The organism is Wolbachia endosymbiont (group B) of Philonthus cognatus, from assembly GCF_947179345.1.
Lineage (GTDB): Bacteria > Pseudomonadota > Alphaproteobacteria > Rickettsiales > Anaplasmataceae > Wolbachia.
Genome location: NZ_CAMXBG010000002.1, coordinates 836,913 through 856,197, shown reverse-complemented (window position 1 = coordinate 856,197; position 19,285 = coordinate 836,913). Strand labels below are relative to the sequence as shown.

The 19,285-nt window shown below is 34.1% G+C and carries 12 protein-coding genes, 1 tRNA gene and 4 pseudogenes; 11 read left to right on the top strand and 6 right to left on the bottom strand.

Features of this window, described 5'->3' with window-relative positions; all coding sequences use genetic code 11:
- Window positions 1-4 precede the first annotated feature (4 nt).
- Window positions 5-1,501 carry a proton-conducting transporter transmembrane domain-containing protein gene (locus ONG78_RS05900; RefSeq protein WP_010407433.1) on the bottom strand — a complete coding sequence of 499 codons (1,497 nt, stop codon included), beginning with the start codon at window positions 1,499-1,501 and terminating at the stop codon, window positions 5-7.
- A gap of 347 nt (window positions 1,502-1,848) precedes the next feature.
- On the bottom strand, window positions 1,849-3,291 hold the full coding sequence (locus tag ONG78_RS05895; RefSeq protein WP_139686507.1) for a replicative DNA helicase: 1,443 nt from the start codon (window positions 3,289-3,291) through the stop codon (window positions 1,849-1,851).
- Window positions 3,292-3,393: 102 nt separating this feature from the next.
- Between ONG78_RS05895 and ONG78_RS05890 the strand changes: the two genes are divergently transcribed.
- From ONG78_RS05890 to ONG78_RS05845, 10 genes and pseudogenes are all read left to right on the top strand, one after another.
- A tRNA-Leu gene (locus ONG78_RS05890) sits at window positions 3,394-3,476 on the top strand.
- Between the two features lie 22 nt (window positions 3,477-3,498).
- Window positions 3,499-4,116, top strand: coding sequence for an RDD family protein (locus ONG78_RS05885; RefSeq protein WP_264374840.1), 618 nt, complete (start codon window positions 3,499-3,501; stop codon window positions 4,114-4,116).
- A 66-nt stretch (window positions 4,117-4,182) separates the two neighbouring features.
- Window positions 4,183-4,804 (top strand): annotated as a pseudogene (locus ONG78_RS05880) (IS6 family transposase).
- Between the two features lie 183 nt (window positions 4,805-4,987).
- Window positions 4,988-5,266 (top strand): YggT family protein, encoded by a 279-nt coding sequence (locus tag ONG78_RS05875; RefSeq protein WP_214250092.1) that lies wholly within the window; start codon window positions 4,988-4,990, stop codon window positions 5,264-5,266.
- Window positions 5,267-7,375: an FtsK/SpoIIIE family DNA translocase gene (locus tag ONG78_RS05870; RefSeq protein ID WP_264377913.1), complete on the top strand. Its 2,109-nt coding sequence runs from the start codon at window positions 5,267-5,269 to the stop codon at window positions 7,373-7,375. It begins immediately after the preceding gene.
- A gap of 182 nt (window positions 7,376-7,557) precedes the next feature.
- Window positions 7,558-8,115, top strand: coding sequence for a hypothetical protein (locus ONG78_RS05865; RefSeq protein WP_007302667.1), 558 nt, complete (start codon window positions 7,558-7,560; stop codon window positions 8,113-8,115).
- 176 nt (window positions 8,116-8,291) lie between these two features.
- On the top strand, window positions 8,292-8,918 hold the full coding sequence (locus tag ONG78_RS05860; protein ID WP_264330408.1) for a TRP75-related protein: 627 nt from the start codon (window positions 8,292-8,294) through the stop codon (window positions 8,916-8,918).
- 16 nt (window positions 8,919-8,934) lie between these two features.
- Window positions 8,935-10,215 (top strand): flavodoxin-dependent (E)-4-hydroxy-3-methylbut-2-enyl-diphosphate synthase, encoded by a 1,281-nt coding sequence (gene ispG, locus ONG78_RS05855; RefSeq protein ID WP_264377912.1) that lies wholly within the window; start codon window positions 8,935-8,937, stop codon window positions 10,213-10,215.
- 176 nt (window positions 10,216-10,391) lie between these two features.
- Window positions 10,392-11,666, top strand: a complete 1,275-nt coding sequence (locus ONG78_RS05850) for an ankyrin repeat domain-containing protein (protein WP_319606850.1) — start codon at window positions 10,392-10,394, stop codon at window positions 11,664-11,666.
- A 111-nt stretch (window positions 11,667-11,777) separates the two neighbouring features.
- Window positions 11,778-12,125 (top strand): annotated as a pseudogene (locus ONG78_RS05845) (hypothetical protein); the annotation flags it as partial.
- A gap of 19 nt (window positions 12,126-12,144) precedes the next feature.
- Here ONG78_RS05845 and ONG78_RS05840 read toward each other — a convergent pair.
- Window positions 12,145-12,390, bottom strand: a pseudogene (locus ONG78_RS05840) (transposase); the annotation flags it as partial.
- A gap of 71 nt (window positions 12,391-12,461) precedes the next feature.
- Here ONG78_RS05840 and ONG78_RS05835 point away from each other — a divergent pair.
- The gene (locus ONG78_RS05835) at window positions 12,462-13,700 is read left to right on the top strand and encodes an IS256 family transposase (protein WP_019078875.1); all 1,239 of its coding nucleotides are present in this window, start codon (window positions 12,462-12,464) and stop codon (window positions 13,698-13,700) included.
- A 105-nt stretch (window positions 13,701-13,805) separates the two neighbouring features.
- Here the strand turns inward: ONG78_RS05835 and ONG78_RS05830 are convergent, their stop codons facing one another.
- The 3 genes and pseudogenes from ONG78_RS05830 to ONG78_RS05820 all read right to left on the bottom strand — a co-directional run bounded on the left by ONG78_RS05830 (window position 13,806) and on the right by ONG78_RS05820 (window position 18,617).
- Window positions 13,806-14,825, bottom strand: a complete 1,020-nt coding sequence (locus tag ONG78_RS05830) for an IS110 family RNA-guided transposase (protein ID WP_264377526.1) — start codon at window positions 14,823-14,825, stop codon at window positions 13,806-13,808.
- Window positions 14,826-15,051: 226 nt separating this feature from the next.
- Window positions 15,052-15,872: pseudogene (locus ONG78_RS05825) on the bottom strand (IS256 family transposase); the annotation flags it as partial.
- Window positions 15,873-16,250: 378 nt separating this feature from the next.
- Window positions 16,251-18,617 carry a coiled-coil domain-containing protein gene (locus tag ONG78_RS05820; RefSeq protein WP_264377911.1) on the bottom strand — a complete coding sequence of 789 codons (2,367 nt, stop codon included), beginning with the start codon at window positions 18,615-18,617 and terminating at the stop codon, window positions 16,251-16,253.
- Window positions 18,618-19,285: the final 668 nt, after the last annotated feature.

Genomic DNA, 19,285 nt, shown 5'->3' with positions numbered 1-19,285 from the left:
ATATTTATAACATTATTTGGTAGCTAAAAAAAATAACTAAAGTGCATATAGCAGTAATAACTGGGGGTAAAACTAGAAGCATTGGTGTCTTTTTAATAAAATAATTTCTAGAAGGTTTTGAGAAAAAGGCGTTGTAAATTATTGGTAAAAAGTATAGAGCATTGAGTATAGTACTAACAATTAACACTAGCGTTACAAACACAGAAAGTGTTACATTACTAGAGTTGAAAACAGCTTGAAAGATGAGAAATTTGCTCCAAAAAGTCGGAGCAGGAGGTACTCCTATCATGGACAATGCACCTATAGTGAATGCTATCATGCTAATTGGCATACTACGTCCTATACCGTGAATTCTATCTATATATTTTTCACCCGTTTTCGTTATTATGATACCTGCAAAAAAAAATAAAGTAATTTTTGCAAATGCATGGCAAACTAATTGAAAGATTGCAATCTTCATGCTGAATTCACTAAAAATTGAAGCGAACAATATAATATACGACAATTGGGAGATGGTAGAGTAAGCAAGCAATTTCTTTAATTCCTTTTGCTTTAATGCAATCAACGATGCAGTAATGATAGTAAATCCAGCAGCGTACGGAAGCCACCCTCCAGCAAACCAATTTTGCTGCACAAAACGTTGCATATTATCGACGCCAAAAGTGTATAATATAACTTTGATGATGATGAAAACTCCGGATTTCACAACAGCAACAGCATGTAATAGTGCACTCACAGGAGTTGGTGCAACCATTGCTTTTGGTAACCAAAAATGCATTGGCATTAATGCAGCTTTTCCTATTCCATAAATCAGCATAGCAAAACACACTGCAATAAAAGTGATGAGTGAAGTATCAAACTTGAATATTCCACCACTTACAAAATCTAAAGTATGGAATTCATTATATAATAGGCCTATTGCAGGAAAAAATAATACTAAAGAAGAGAAAAATAGTAAACCAAAGTAATAGCGTCCTGCAATTACTGATTCATTTGTTGAGTTGTAAGTAATCAGAGGGTATGTACTAATAGTTAGAAGCTCATAAAAGACAAATGTAGTGAGCAAATCTCCAGAAAAAGCAATAAACATTGCACAACTGATTGATGTTGAAAAAAAGCATAGAAAACTTGAGTGATTGCTATCAGCATAGTTATTTCTCATATAACATATTGCATATATACTGGTTAGTACCCACAAAAATGATATTAATAAACTGAATATTGCTCCACTAGACTCTAGCTTTAAACTAATATGCAAATTATTACCAAAATCCATGAGAATAAATTGAGAATGATCACCATACACCAAATATAAAGTGCATAGAGATGTATACGCAAACAGAAGCATAGAAGAAGCAACAGTAACGCTACTGTTCACTCTGGGCCATTTACTAGTAAAAGAAATAGCTAATGCACTTAAAAGTGGGATCAACGCAGTAATTAACAAATAATTCTCAGTAATAAAAAGTGGCAAGGAAAGAGATATTAAAACAAAATCCATTAAGTAATTCATCTTTCTGTTTAGGTAAAGCTAAAATTATATTCAAGTTATAGAGAATTTGCTATTTTTTAGTTGTATATCGGAAGTGTTAAATAAACCATACGCATCAAGTTAAGAAAAAGTGGCGTAAGGAAGAAAGGAAATAAGAAAAAACTATTTTATATATTAAGTAATAAAGTTAGTAATTTATAGATTTTTCTAAAAAAATATCTTATCCTAGGTAGGAATTTCCTAAAAAAATAAATGTAACAAATAAAATGCCAATCTTAAATATTGCTATATTTCACGATAGCTACTTAATTTGGCACGTATGGTTTGTTAAACACTTCCAGAATTACTCAAAACCGCTACAGACTATATCTTTCTGTATAATCTTTAAATGCACCTCTATTGGAGTCAAAATGTAGTTTCACACTACCAATTGGCCCGTTTCTTTGTTTTGCAATGATCAGTTCTGCAATATTTCTAATTTTCTCCATTTTCTCTTGCCACTCTCGATGTTTATTACTTCCTTCATTTGGTTGCTTTCTTAATTCATAATATTCTTCTCTATAAAGGAACATTACTATATCCGCATCCTGCTCTATGCTTCCTGAATCACGTAAATCAGAAAGTTGTGGTTTTTTATCATCCCTTTGCTCAACAGAACGAGAGAGCTGTGATAGTGCAACAATGGGAATATTTAGTTCCTTTGCAATTGCTTTTAAACCCTGCGTCACTTCTGAGATTTCTTGCACTCTATTTTCACTACTCCTTTTTGTTGTTCCTCGAATTAACTGCAGATAATCGATAAAGACCAACTCTACATTATATAGTTGATAGAGAAGACGTATTCTGGTACGAAGAGCACTAATTGATAACGCAGGAGTGTCATCTATGATGAAAGGTAATTCGGATAGATCTGTACTAGCATTAATGAATTCGTGTAATTCAAAATCACTAATTCTCCCAGTCAGTGCCTTATAATAACCAATGCCTGAATCTATAGTAATCAATCTTGCGGTCAATTGCTCTGCTGACATTTCAAGTGAAAAGAATGCTACATAATGTTGTTTATCTGTTCTTTTTTGCAAAATCTTACAAGCATTAAGTGCGATGTTCAGCGCCAATGCTGTCTTTCCCATTGAGGGCCTTGCAGCTATAATTAACAGATCAGATTTCTGCAAACCACCAAGAAGCTGGTTTAGGTCTTGAAGTCCGGTTGTAATACCTAGAGCCTCTGGGTTATTCTTCAGCTTGCTGATCTTCTCAACCACATCTTTAATTGAACTTGCAAGCTTTATATATGTCTTATCACCTTGCTTTTTTACTGCTAAGTTGAACAACTTTGTCATTGCCTGCTCAATTTGTACCTGTGCAGGATTTTCAATGTCGTAGTTGTAACTATCGTCAACTATCTCCTGCCCGAGCTTGATTAAGCATCTCCTTAAATAAGTATCACGGATTATTCTGGTCAAGCTATAGATGTCAAGCGCAATGCTTGCCTTTGCTGCAAGTTTTGCTAGGTACTCAACTCCACCACATTCGGCAAATGCTTTATCATTCTCGAAAAACATCTTGAGGCTCAGTTCATTAGCAACTATACCGTGTTTTCTGGTTTTAGATATCTGGGTAAAAATGCTTTGATGTAGTGGATCATAGAAATTATCTGCTGCAATTATATCTTCGACTGCATCACAAATTCTATTATCACGAACCATTGCACCAATGAGCATTTGCTCTGCTTCTAAATTGTGTGGCAATTTACATATTTCTTCTCTTGAATCAATAAGATTGGCTAATTCATTCATTTTAAGTTTTCAGAGTAATGATTGATTATTGTAGAATATTCAGTCCTTACTTGAAAGAGAAAAAATTTGACTAATCCTGTGTTGTTTATAGCATTAAAGTAGGCCCCTGTGGTGGAATGGTAGACACGGCAGACTCAAAATCTGTTGCTTGCAAAAGCATGCTGGTTCAAGTCCGGCCAGGGGCACTCAAATATTGGAAAATGCTTTATGTTACACAAATTTTTTAATCGTTTATTTTCCATTCTTTCTTCGATAAATGCTATTCAAAGGGTAAAGAAAGATGAAAATGGAATATGTTACGTAACAGGACTTAGACGCTATTTGTCAGTGCTGCTTGATTTAATTATCATCGTTTTGTTCTTGCAGCTTTGCGGCCAAGCCTTAAGCCAACTCTTCATGAACTCAGAGAGCAGTAAAATATTAGGCCAAATTGCTGCGAAATATCAGATGCAAACACCATTATCTGCAGAGGAAACAGCAATGCAGAGTAAACTAATCAAGTTACTAGTTCTAAATCAGATAGTTCAATTTATTATGCTTTTTAGTTATGTAGCATATATGTGGATAAGATTTGGCGCTACACCTGGAAAGTTATTACTTGGACTCAGAGTTGTAAATGCACAAACTTTTGAAAAATTGACTCTAAAACAAGCAATAAAGAGGTTTTTTTCCTTTATATTGTCAACTTCACCACTATTCTTAGGTTTCATATGGGCAAGCTTCGACAAACGTTGCCAAACTTGGCACGATAAGATTGCAGGCACAGTAGTTGTAACAAGTAAAAGTCTTAGATGTATGGTCTCAGAACATAATAGAGTGGATTAAGGGTTCTGTCGCATTTGTAGGGAAGTAGAAAGAAGAATGATATAATTGTCTAAAAAAAAAGCAAAGATGTTTCGTATCAATCAAAAATTGTTGCCATATTTCAAAGGATTTAGCTTTTCAGAGGATGTTATCTGTATACATGAAATGTCGATTCTCTTTGAGCTATCGAGATTTGGAAGAAATGATGAGTATAAGGGGAGCAAAATGCTACGTTACAAAGGTGGGTTATCACCACTGATAGATGAGGCAGTAAGGAAAAGAAAGAAGCAGGTTGGTAGTAGTTGGAGAGACTTACATTAAATTAAACGGTAAATGGGTTTATTTATATACTGTACTCTTGTGTGTTAGTAGAGACAAGTCTGCAGCACTTGCATTCTTTCGTAAAGCCTTCAGGAGTAACTATCTTCCTGAGAAAATTGTAATTGATAAAAGCGGCAGTAATACTGCTGCTCTTGATGATTTGAATGCAGAAATTTCTGAAGATTACAGTTCTTCAAATAAAATATCTAAATAATATTGTTGATAGATTTATCAAAAAACTAATAAAGCCAATGCTTGGGTTTAAAAGCTTCCATTCCGCAAAGATTACCATCACAGGCATAGAAAATATTCGTATGATTCAAAAAAGACAAATTATTAAAATAATGTTTCTACTTTTGAGAATTTTGCTATGTTAATGGCTTCATAACTCCTATAATCCCACCTTTAATGATCTTCTTTCCTATGGTTTATAGATGCGACAGAACCGACATATCAGTTGATAAACAGACTAATCAGTTATTGTTTATACCTGTTTCAGCATGAAAATTATTGTGAGGCTTGATTTTATATATATCACTACACATAATAGACTTTAGTATAAATTAGTAATATGCATCCAATCATATACTTACTTAACCTGTTACTTGATCTTTACAGCTTCGTTCTAATATGCTCAGTTGCTCTCGATTTGTTGATTAAATTGAATGTAGTTAACATGTATAATGAGATTGTAAGCAGCATAATGCAAACTTTAAACAGACTCACTTATCCTCCACTAAAGGTTATCAGAAGGTATATACAACCATTCAATGGATTAGATTTATCCGTGATGATATTGATAATAGCAATTCACTTTGTAAAATATACAATTACTTATTACTTTAAGTAGATGTTAAAAAAACAGCTAAAATCAGCGATATACCTGTTACTCTTAATGTATATATATATATCGGTTTTTAGCTATAATTATCAAGATCCATCCTTAAATACAGCTACAAATGAGAAAGTAACAAATTTGGGCGGAGTAGTAGGTTCATATTTAGCTGATATATTGGTTCAATTTCTTGGACTCGCTAGTATTACAATAGCTACAACCATAGTTTACTTTTTGATATCAAAAAGGCTGCTGAAAATTCTCTATTTAATATTAATCAATTTAGGAATATGTGCTACATTAGCGCAACTTTCGCTCGGTATCACTACTAGGTACATGCACAGTGGAATAGTCGGCAATACTCTAATTGGCCACTGCCCGTTTTACATATTCACAGTAGTAGCATCAATAGGTATTGTAGGATTGATTGGTTGGAAGAGAACGGTTTATTCTTTGCTTTTCCTATGTAAAAAAATATTTTCCCTTTTTACAAAGGTTCTGTTTTTCAGGTTACGTAAAACTACTGATTATTCAATAGCACCGTTAGTAGTAGAAGAAAAATATAGAACCACTAGACAACAACCAAAAGAAAGACAGAAAAAAGATACCGAAGAGATTTTTAAACCACCTTCTAGCGAGTTTGAGTTTCCAAGCATTCACTTACTTTCTAAAGTAGAAGAATCTGTGCAGAGAAAACAGTTGAATGCATTAGAGAGCAATAAGAATTTATCTCTGCTCGAGCAGGTTCTAAGTGATTTTGGCGTGCAAGGAAAAATTATAAGTGTATGTTATGGACCGGTTGTGACTTTATACAAACTTGAACCACAAGCAGGCACAAAATCTGCAAGAGTGATTGGTCTTGCAGATGATATTGCACGTTCAATGAGTGCACTTTCTGCACGTATTTCAATAATTCGTGGACAAAATGCAATGGGAATAGAATTGCCAAATAAAGAACGAGAAATTGTTATGCTGCGTGATTTACTGGAATCGCCAGAATACCAAAATGCAAACTTAAATCTTCCGATTGCACTAGGCAAGGAAATAAGCGGAAAACCAATTATTGCAGATCTGACTAAAATGCCCCACTTGCTTGTTGCCGGAACTACAGGATCAGGTAAATCAGTTGCGATTAACACGATGATTCTGTCGCTTGTTTATCGATTAAGTCCTGATGAATGCAAGATGATAATGATCGACCCAAAGATGCTTGAGCTTTCAATATATGATGCAATACCGCATCTAATAACGCCAGTGGTAACAGAGCCAAAAAAAGCTGTTATTGCTCTTAAGTGGATCGTGAAAGAGATGGAAAATCGCTATCGTATGATGTCATATTTAAATGTGCGGAATGTAATAAACTATAATCAAAAAATTACAGAAGCGATGAATAGCGGAATAGAATTGGAACGCGTTGTACAGATTGGCTTTAACTCAACAACGGGTAAACCTTTGTTTGAAAAAATACCGATTAAAATGGAGACATTTCCGTATATTGTGGTGATTGTAGATGAAATGGCAGATTTAATGCTTGTTGCTGGCAAAGATATAGAATGCTCTATTCAACGTTTAGCTCAGATGGCTCGTGCTGCAGGAATACACATCATAATGGCAACGCAACGTCCGTCTGTAGATGTGATAACAGGTGTGATAAAAGCAAACTTTCCAACAAGAATTAGTTTTGCTGTTACTTCTAAGATAGATAGCCGTACAATACTTGGTGAACAAGGGGCTGAACAATTGCTCGGTATGGGTGATATGCTTTATATGGCCTCTGGTGGTAAGATTATTCGAGTTCACGGTCCATTTGTAAGTGATGATGAGGTGCAAAATATAGTTGATCATCTAAAAACGCAAGGTGAGCCAAACTACATGGAGGAAATCACTCAAGAAGATGAAAATTCTTTCGCGGAATCAGAAGGTGAAACAGAAGATGAAGAGAACGATCTATACAAGCAAGCAGTGGCCATCATTCAGAGAGATCAAAAGGTTTCAACTAGTTACATTCAAAGGCAACTTAGAATAGGCTATAACAGAGCTGCAAATATTGTTGAAAGAATGGAGAAAGAAGGTATTGTCAGTGCTCCGAGTTACTCAGGAAAGAGAGAGATATTGGTAGAATAACCCTTAACTTAAACCAAGGAAAGTTATTTCTAAGATCAATAGATCTCTTGCATAACTGGAATTCAAAAGTTCCAGCGCATGACCAGATATTTCTTATTGGATCCCAGTTGTATAGTGTTTAATACTAAATTAACTACTAAAAACGTACAATAGTAATATATTAATTAGCTAGGGGGTTAAAAATGGGTATAACCAAATTTGTATTCGGTTTTGATAAATCGGATGTAACAGCATTGCAGGAAAGTCAAAATATTGATGCTAAAAAGTTTCAAGAAGTATTTAGCGCATTAAAAGAATGGCAAGAAGCTCAAAAGATAGATGCTAAACAGTTTGAAGAGGTATTTAGTGCATTAAAAGAGTGGCAAGAAGCTCAAAAGATAGATGTTGAGCAGTTTGAAAAAGTTTTTGGTGCATTAGAAGACAAGATTGGTACTGAGCAGTTTCAAGCTATGCAAGAGCACTTAAGCGGCTTGCAAGAAAAATTTACAGGCTTAGAAGAAAAAGTAGAAACATTTGCAGACATGGTAGGGGGACAAGAACAAGCAATACTAACTTGTGCCATAGTCAGTGCTGTTGCTGCAATAGCTGTAACTAGTTTTGTTGCATTCTGTATCTATCAGGGAGTTAAGCTTGATAAAGAGAAGAAAAACGACTTGTCTCAGGATATGCCAAGCGGAAAGTTTAATAATGTGAATGATACCGAAAAATTGAAGAATAACTTACAGCAAGGAAGAGTGTAATGCTCTTCTTGAAAGGGTGTTACGTAAAATTTGTAACACCTTAAATTTCCTTTAGATTATGTAGGTTTTGGTAGTAAATTTTTTAGAAAGATGTTTGTATTATAAAGTTGGTAGAGATTCTGATTTACTTGAAGTTTGTTAATTGGTATCTTTTAAAGCACAATATTCACTATAGTATGCTTAAGATCTTTTCTAAAGTTTTATTTATATTAATACTTTTGGTTTCTAGTTTCTTTACTGTACATAATGTTGAAGCGAAGTCTAAGGTAAAGTTCAGTAAGAGGTACATACCTCCTGGTAACCCTGGTGGTGCAAACTTTCATGCAGACGAGGATTTTGCTGAGTCATATAAACTGTATGAGAAGCGTAGGGAGCTCCTCAAGAAAAAAAAGTTACAAGATCTAGCTATAAATAAAGAAGATCTAATCAAAAAATTAAAAGAAAAAAAAATTGCTAGCCTTGATAACGAGCCAAACAACGTGGGAGCTTGCATAGTTGAAGATGGGGAGGATGCTATGATCAATCAGCATGGTATTAATCTTGCACGTTTAAAGGGTGCTGTATTTATAGATCAAGAGCCAGTTTCTCAGTATGAAAGTAAGCAGCATAAAAGTGAACAACAAAAAGGGAAAAAAGTTACTTCAACACGAGAAAAAAAAGTTTCCCCTATAAATGTTACTATAAAAGAAAGTCCATCAAGAAGAACGTGCTCTCATGATTCTATTACTGATCTAAATAGAACACCACAGCATAGTTTAAATGGTTCAAGTTCATTTGGCAGTGTAGTTGACACAGTAAAATAGTGTCACGATTAATAATATGCTAGATAGAGACCTGACATTGAGTGATGATGCATATGAGTCATCGCCGGTTTCCAGGCATAAAACTCATACTGTAAAAGTTGGACAAGTGAAGATAGGTGGAAATAATCCTATAGTTGTTCAATCCATGGCACTTGGTGCACATATAGATTCTGACAACATAAAAAGCAGTGCTCAGAAATATGCAAAAGAAGTAATAGAACTAGCGCATGCAGGTTCAGAATTGGTGCGAATTGCTTTGAACTCAGAGGAAGTAGCAAAAGCAATACCTTATATAGTAGAGGAAATAAATAAAGAAGGCTTTGATGGTAAGATATTAGTAGGCTGTGGACAATATGAGCTCTACAGGCTGATTCAGGATTATCCAGACAACATTAAAATTCTGGGTAAAATTAGGATAAATCCAGGTAATATAGGCTTTGGTGATAAACGTGATGAAAAATTCGAAAAAATTATAGAGTATGCAATAACGCATGATCTTCCTGTCAGAATTGGAGTAAATTGGGGTAGTCTTGATAAGTACCTTTCACAAAAATTAATGGATGAAAACTCCTTATCTAGTAATCCAAAAACTTCTGATGTTATATTACGTAAGACGCTTGTAATGTCTGCTCTTGGTAGTGCAAAAAAAGCTGAAAAGATTGGCCTTAATGCAGAGAAAATAATCATTTCATGTAAAGTCAGTAGAGTGCAGGATTTAATTTTAGTTTATACGGCACTTGCAAAATCTTCCAATTATGCGCTGCATTTGGGTTTAACCGAAGCTGGTATGGGTAACAAAGGCGTAGTAAATACCACAGCAGGGCTTACTTATTTATTGCAAAATGGTATTGGAGACACTATCCGGGCTTCTTTAACTCAGCGCCCTGGTGAATCACGCACTAATGAGGTGGTAGTATGTCAGGAAATACTGCAGTCTATAGGTTTGCGCTACTTTAACCCTCAGGTGAGTTCATGTCCTGGTTGTGGACGCACAAGTAGCGATCGTTTTCGTATATTAACTAAGGAAGTAAATGGCTACATAAAAACTCATATGCCGGTATGGAAGAAAAAGAATCCTGGTGTAGAGTATATGAAAGTTGCTGTTATGGGATGCATAGTAAATGGTCCTGGAGAGAGCAAACATGCAAATCTGGGGATCAGCCTGCCTGGGTATGGAGAAAAACCTGTTTCAGCAGTCTACAAAGACGGCAAATATTTCAAAACTTTACAAGGTGATAATATTTTTGAAGAATTTAAGGCAATTATTAGTGATTATGTGGAGAAGAATTACACGTAACAGGTTCATGATTAATGTAAATCTAATGTTAAAAATGAGTTTTATAAGAGGGAGTTAAATTTTTCTAAAACCAGCTAATGGAAAAATTTGCTTTTCTAGATTATCGGGAATTACTTGATTTTATATCATAGATATTATATAATAAACTATATATATAAATTTATTAAAGAAACATTATGGCCATACAAAGAGACGAAGCTTTAAAAATATTAGGTTTTGAATCAAGCGATGCGCCCAGTGAACAAAAAATTAAATCAGCGTACAGAAAATTAGCTTTGAAATATCATCCTGATAAACATTCAGGTGAAAGTGAGATTGTGAAGAAACAAAATGAGGAGAAATTCAAAAAGCTAGGTACTGCATATGAATTTCTCACTGAGAAAAATATAGAAGAGGTTACAAATCTAACTGACAAAAATTTAAATCAAATTAATTCGCCTGAAGATTTGAGGTTTTACTTATATAGAGCTCTATATAATCGGGATATAGCGTTTCTTAAAAAGCTTTTTTCCAAATTCAAAAGCGGTAAAGATGGAAGATTTGGTGATTACATCAATGAAATGCATTCAGGATCTTTATTACCACTAGAAGTTGCTTTCTATAAAGCCGAAAGCTGTGGAGATTTAAGTCTCCTTGATCTGCTTTTAATAAATGGTGCTAATCCTAACATAGAAGTGCTTTGTGGCATAGTACCATTACATTGTGCTTTAGTTCTCAGAAATAGTAAGGTTGTGGAACTGTTGTTAAAGCACGATGCTAATCCTAATGTAAAGGATGAGTCATCCACAACGCCATTAATGGAAGCCTGTGGCAAGGGATATTATGAAACTGTAGAAGTACTTTTACAGTATAATGCTGATTTTGACATACAAGATAAATATGGTAATACTGCATTACATAAAGCATCTTCTAGAGGGCATTATGAAATTGTAGAACTGCTTTTAAAACATGGTGCTTATAAAGAAAGTGAAAGCCTCAATAAGGCATTACATAAAGCGGTGGAATGTCGTGAAAATTGGCATGAGAGAGAGAAGGTTGTAAAACTGCTTCTGCAATATGGTGCAGATCCTAATGCAAATAAAAAATATTACTTACCAAGAGCAATAGAGTGTGATTCATATCTTGCTACTAATAGTGTAACAGCTTTTATTAAGATATTTTGTTTACCATACGGCAGCAATAACAAAGTTAGAAAATTAATGGCCGAGTATGGTGGTGTTGATAGACAGTATATTATGCTTCAAGCAATATTTACTTGTTGTTGCTTAACAGTAGCTTCTGCTACTTTTTTTAGTATAGCTTCTCCTTGGTGTTATATACCAACAGCAATATTTGCACTTGCCGCGTGTTTTTTCATTAAAAATGCTGTACATGCTGCATTTTTTGCAAAAGAACCTTCTCCTGAGTTTACCGAAGCTATAGCTTGTCCAGAGATTAGTAAAAGGCTATAATATCTAAAGTTTTAGTGCTGGGTAAAGATGAGAAAAAAGCATCCAGCAGACCTAAGTCAAAGGGAATGGACAAGAATAGAAAGCTACCCCAGAGTATCATACAGGAAAGTAAGAAAAAAATATACTATAGTTAAAAAAATGTGATGGGGTACCAAGGAGAAAATTTAAAAAATCATATAAAGGAAGAATATGGTATGGATATTGAGATTGTCAAAAGGCCTTCATGTAGGTTCTAAGTAAACAAAGACACACCGCTTTAGCTACTACCAATGAGGGGTTTAAAGTACAGCCAAGAAGGTGTGTTGTAGAAAGGACTTTTGCTTTAGGAATAGAAGACTATCGAAAGAATAAGATTTACTCACTGAAAATTTCATATATCTGGCTATGAGTAGAGTTATGTTAAGGAGAGAAATATGCTTGAGTTTATCAATTCCCGGACAAGTTGGGAGTGTTAAATAAACTGTGTCAAACCGCATTTTTAATTCAACTCAATTTTTAACCTACTAGGAAAAAAGATATCAAGTTGAGAGATAGTTAAAGCCCAATCATGTATAAGCATAGTCCATTTTTCTCTTACCTTTTTTATAGCACAATATACCTGTTTATACAAGGCATTTGTGCTAGTAAATGAGCCCTTGGTTTTAGTAAATTTTCTGATCTGTCTATGTAGTCCCTCAATAGGATTTGTGGTATAAATTAATTTTCTTACAGGGCCAGAATATTTGGGAGTGTTAAATAAACTGTGTCAAACCGAGAAGTAAAGTAATAAATTGATATAAAAAATGGAGGTTTGACATGAGTCAAAAAATAGCAAATAGAACTACCGGTTTGGTAGACTATAAAGAATTAGAAACAAATATCTTATCATCTATACGAGAAGGAAGACCATTGACAGGAAGAGATGGTGCATTAACACCATTTATAAAAAAACTGCTAGAGGTGAGCCTGGAAGGTGAGATAGAAAACCATTTGTCAACTGAAAGCGAAGAAAACAACCGAAGAAATGGTAGAAATTCAAAGACTTTGAATACAAGTTCAGGATCATTTGAACTCTTCACGCCAAGAGATAGAAATGGGAGTTTTGAACCTCAGGCGGTTAAGAAAAGGCAAACTAATCTACATCCTGAGCTTGAAAAAAAGATCCTGAGTATGTTTGCAAGTGGCATGGGCTACAAAGATATAGCATCGCATGTTGAAGAAATTTATGACCACAAAATATCAGCGGCAGAGATATCAAGCATTACCGACAAATTACTGCCAGTGATAAATGAATGGCGCAGTCGACCGCTGCAGTCTGTATATCCGATAGTTTTCATGGACGGCATGTTCTTCAAAGTCAAAGAAGACGGACGGTGTGTAAGCAAATGCATGTATAACATATTAGGTGTAGATCAAGAAGGCAAAAAGGAGGTTTTGGGCTTCTATTTGGCTGAAAGTGAGGGAGCTAACTTTTGGCTCGGTGTGTTAAATGACCTCAAAGAAAGGGGTGTAGAGGATATTCTAATTGCTTGTGTAGATGGGCTGAAAAGCTTTCCTACGGCTATAAATAGCGTGTTCCCTAATGCAGAGGTGCAGCTATGTATAGTGCATCAGATAAGGAACTCGCTGAAATATGTGTCTAGCAAAGATGTGAAAAGTTTTATGAGCGATTTGAAGAAAATATATCAGGCTTCAAACAAGGAAATTGCTGAAAATTATTTGCTGGAGCTGGATGAAAAATGGGGCACGAAATATCCAATGGTTATAAAGTCTTGGCAGAATAATTGGGAAAATTTGTCTGGCTATTTTAAGTATTCTGACCCAGTGAAAAGGCTGGTTTACACTACAAATCCAATTGAGGGCCTGCATAGACAAATCAGAAAATTTACCAAAACCAAGGGCTCATTTACCAGCATAAGTGCCTTGTACAAACAGGTATATTGTGCTATAAAAAAGGTGGAAGAGAAATGGACAATGTCTGTACAAAATTGGGCATTAACCGTGTCTCAACTTGATATTTTCTTTCCGAACAGATTGAAAATTGAGTTGAATTAAAAATGCGGTTTGACACAGTTTATTTAACACTCCCGAATATTTTAAATAACTAGACAGATTTTCCCAATTATTCTCCCAAAACTAAAGTATATTTTTCTCCTATGATTATTGTCCAGTAGAAATTTCAAATTTTGTAAAATCTTTAAAAACACAGTTATTTTTAAGAGTGTAGAAAATAGTTATAAGAAATTTTCTAGCAGTAGCAGTTATAGCCTTAGCAGAACCACGCTTCTTTTTTATATGTTCATAAAAGCTTTTCAAGTAAGGACTGTAACGTACAGCAATCCAAGTACATTGAACTAAAGAAGTACGCGCTATTTTTGACCCTCGTTTGGTAATTCTTCCAATTGTACATTGCTGATTAGATTGAGAAACTCTTGGTACAACTCCAAAATATGCAGTAAGTTTCTCAGGTCTACGGAAATCATTAATGTCTCCGATTGTTACAATAAAAACAGCTGCAGAAATTGGACCTATTCCCTTTATGCTGATAAGATTGCTGAACCCAGGAAGTTGTTTAGCGAAAGCTATAATTTCCTTTTCAAGCTTTTTAAGGCTTTCTCGGATAGCTTCTAAATGATAGCTAATCACTTCAATTTCAACTTTTTCTAAAGGATCCCAATTATGCTTTTGAGTAGCACGTTCAAATCCTACTTTAGTTGTAAGTACTTCTTTTTTAATTTTTATTCCATGGTAATTAAAAAGACCATGAACTTTATTGATTAAAGATACCCGTGACTTTACTAACTGATCTCTCATTTGAAGAAGAGAAGCTAACTGCTGGCATTGTTTGTTTTTGCACCTTGCCTCAGGCAACATATCTTTGCTGAGAAAGAAAGCAATAGCTCGTGCATCATGCTTATCTGTTTTGTTCACAGAGCGACGAACAACTTCAAACTGCCCAGGAGCAATTATTACTATGCGTTTAACGTAAGGTGAAACTGCATCATAAAAGAAACAGCTGTTACCTGTTGCCTCTATGGCTACTTCATCTGTTTCTTGAAGATCTTTGGTGAAATTATCCAAGTCTTTTAAGCGAAACGTTTGAATATGCTCAGGTTTCCCTTCTTGTAAGTAACAAACAGTAAAACTATTGGTATGTAAATCGACTCCAATGTGACGCATATTTTTTCCTCTTGTTCCAAACTCCTATACGAGGTCATCACATTTTGTGAGCCTCACGATGATTTTCGGTGGCAGGGGCAGTTAATCTCCCCCACGAAGTCTTCTTTCTACTCCCTGGGCAAGAAAGTGCTTCAGAAAAACATCCAACCTGCCACCTATCCACTCTGAGAAGTCATTATCTTCTCTTGCTTCCAACCAAGCAATACTTATTCATACCATCTCCCTATTTTTCCTCCAGTTCAAGTAAATAATTCTCGGCTATTTCTCTACTTGATATGTTTTTTTCAAATCATTCATGAAAACTTTTGCTCGATACATATTTCAGTGAATTTCTTATCTGATGTACTATACATTTCTGCTTTAGGAAATACACTGTTTATTGCTTTAGGAAAGCTTTTTAACACATACAATCAGGATATCTTCTACTCCTTTCTCTTTTAAGTCATTTAACATCCCTAGCCAAAAGTTAGCTCCCTCACTTTCTGCTATATAAAAGCCTAAAACTTCTTTTCTGCCATTTTGCTAATATGTTATACATACATTTGCTTACACAATGCCCGTCCTCCTTGACCTTAAAAAACCATGAACACTATTGGATATACAGATTGCAGCGGACGACTGCGCCATTCGTTGATTACCAGTAACAATTTGTCAGTAATACTTGATATCTCTGCTGCAGATATTTTATATTTCTTCTACATGCGATGCTATATCCCATGCCACTGGAATATGTACTTAAAACCTTTGCTTCAAGTTCGGTTGTTTGCCTTTTTCTGACTACTTGTGGCTCGAAACTTCCTTCTCTATCTCCTGGTGTCAATAGTTCAAATACTTGTCCGTAAAGTCTTTGAATTTCTTCGGTTGTTTTCTTCGCTTTCAGCCGACAAATGGTTTTCTATCTCGCCTTCCCTCTAGCAGTTTTTTTATAAATGGTGTTAATGCTCCATCTCTTCCTGTCAATGGTTTTCCTTCTCGTATAGATGATAAGATATTTGTTTCTAATTCTTTATAGTCTACCAAACCGGTAGTTCTGTTTGCTTGACTCATTGTCAAACCTCCATTTTTTTATCAATTTATTACTTTACTTCTCGGTTTGACACAGTTTATTTAACACTCCCCAAGCTTAATAGACAAATGGTAGGCAAAAAGCTTGTTACACCACCTCCAACGTTTCCATTACCCTTTTCCTTAAGTCATAACTATATGCTACTGGCATCCTTACCTTCACTACTATAAATCCATATCTTACTCTTTTTGGACTATTATGAGAAGGGCTATAGTTCCTTCTTTCTTTATCATTTATTTTGATAGTTCCAATCCTATCCTATGTTTATCACTATAACCAACACTGCCTGGCTCTAAATTAAAAAGCATCTTCGCTCCTCTTGTTTTTACATTTTAGTATAATGCAGATAATTTGTATTATCATAATCCTGGACCATATCTCCTTGCATTTACTTTGAGTAGTTGATTTTTATTAACCCCCTCTAGAAAGCTAGATGGATTTTCTATTGTATAATCTGACTGTTTAATAGCCTTATCTAACTCTTCAAATACGCTGCTATTTCTTTTAAAATACCCATATTCTATAGCTGTTAAAACACTTTTCCCCCCTAATAGACAATTTAGCCCTAAACTTGATTTATTCTCTAATTTGTTAAATCTTACTTCATCGACAAGCCTCACCTCTATTTTATTACTATCTTTCTCATTAGGACATAGATGAATACTGATCTCTCCTACTTCAGTGGTAAAAGACATTTCAATGATATCTCCTGAGATGTCTGTATAATTTCTCCTTCCTTCTATGTTTTCAACTCTAATTATACTTTTTCCAACTTGAACTATACCAATATTTAGATTTAAATCTTTAGCTTTTTGATTATTGAATATCTTTGCAACTTCAATAGTACTATTTTGTGGGTAATCTATACAAAAATATCCATTATCTATTTCTAGTTCAAAGTCATGTTTATCAATTTGCTCACTTTTACTTATAATACTTTCAAGTGCTAACTCCTTCAGCTTTGAAAGGTTTGCTTTTCGCTGACCTAAGGTATCTTTATCTGAACAAATTACGTTTACTACATCTCCATGCTCTTCATCGCTAAATCTGTTTAAAGATGCACCTTCTGATATTATCTGAAATATTTTTTTCTTGTGTAAAAACTCATAAATTCGAGTAGTGTCAGCAGATAAATATAGCTTTGGGAATGTGTCAGCTATACGATCTATCAAGGACATATCAGATTTATATGGAAAAGTGAACATTATTCCTTGTTTCAGTGCTTCGTTTATAACTTTATCAAGTTCTTTTTCGCACTCCTCATAATCTTCTTCGCTACCAGAGTAACCTAAAATGTCCAGATAATCATGGATCTTATTTATTTTTTGCCAAATACTTTCATACTTTTCTTCTTCTCTTGTATTCGGTTTTACTTTCGCTAAAGAAAAAGAATCTTTTTGACGAATTAAAACAAAAGTATCTTTTTCTTTATGAATTATGGCTTCATCATAGAATAGTTGACTGTAACGCCTACCAAAACTTTCATCATAATCAGGGCAAGGGCTAACATTGTTGTCATCGTCACTTTCACTATCCGTTTCGTTCCATACTTCAATTGGGAAATCATTATTTTCAAGGTTTTCATCTTCACTTGTTCGGCAATTTTCTGTTTTTCCATATAGCCAGGTTGATTTCTGGTCATCGCTACTTTCATCGTCAGCTTCATTCCATACTCCAATCTCGAAATCATTATTTTCAAGGTTTTCATCTTCACTTGTTCGACAATTTTCTGTTTTTCCATATAGCCAGGTTGATTTCTGGTCATCGCTACTTTCATCGTCAGCTTCATTCCATACTCCAATCTCGAAATCATTATTTTCAAGGTTTTTATCTTCACTTGTTCGATAATTTTCTGCTTCTCTATCTGGTAAGGTTGATTCTTGGTCATTATTATCAATAATATGTTTAATTTTCACTTCAGGTACAAACTGAAGCTTTGCTATTTCTTCTATTACGTTTTCTTTGTTTATTTCATCTGCAAGAGACACTTCATTACTAATATAGAAATTTTTCTGTTTTAAACTTTCGTTTTCCTTCTGCAGTCTATTGAATTCTGCAAATAGTTCTTTATACTCTGATAAATAAATACAAAATTGATCTCTTACATCATTAAGCTCCTTCTCTTTTTCTAATATCTGATTTTCATAATCACCTTTCAAATCCTCTATACTGTTTATCAGCACTATACTTTCTTTTCTTACTCTATTTAACTCATCTTCAGTCAAAACCAGTTTTTGCTGTAACTCTTCATTTATTTTGTCTGTTAACTGAATTTCATTCTTTGCCTCTTTTAATTGATTATTTAAGTTCTTAATTATATCACTTTTGTTCTGAGTTTCTAATAATAATATTTCTATTTTCTTTTTTAGCTGTTCGATGTCTTGATCATTTTCAGTTAAATTTCTCGTCCTTCTTTGTAATTCAACTTCAAGCCTTTTAATTTTCCCTTCTAGGGTTTGCATTTCTCTGGTAAGTTCACTTACTTCTTCGTAATACTCTTCTACTCTTTTCTTATAGTGTTTTTGTAACTCTACATTTTTTTTAAGATCAAAATTTTCTTGTTGTAGATTTTCTATTTTACTTTTCAAACTATCTATTGCTTGATTTTCTTCATTGCTAATCTCAAATACCTCTTCAGGAAAATCTTCAAATTCACAAGATGAATTGCCTTCAAGGTCGTTACTACCAAATAAATTATATTGTACTACCTGCTTTAAACTAAACATACCTATACCCCCTACTAAAATAAACAAGTAATATATTGTATGCGCTATATATCATAAATACAATCAATTTGAATATAATCTATTTACTAATTCGTATTGTGAATTTTTATAGAGTAGGTTTAGGTGTAAAATATTATAATACCATTAAAGCAGGTGAATAAAGCACTGTCTTTTTGAGAGGATAAATTTAATGAAAAGACCATACTAATTAGTGTTATAAGGAATTGAATTATTGACTCTTCTGAAATTGCAAAAAAGATCGTATATTTTTGAGAACAAGCAGCGTAAAAATAAGGTTATAAAAATAGAAGATTTAAATTATTTCAATAAGCTTAGGCAAAACAGTTCGTATGTAGATATGGATGAAATGGGCTAATATGGCTAGTTTTAGCGTATAGCAAAGTCAGAATATAAAAAAGTTCGTATGTATCATTTGGTAGACCCACTCATCCCAAAACAAACAGTTCTCACGCTTGCTGATTTTAGTTATCGGAAATGGCTACTTTTATTAGACTTTTAGTAAAATATGATACTAGATCAATAGTAATCTATTTAATAATAATAAAGGAAAACTTAGGTAATGTAGAGAAAATAAAATTTAAAGATAAAACGAAGCTCTTATACAAGCTCAGCTCAAAAACTTCAATAAAATACTATAATATCCAAAA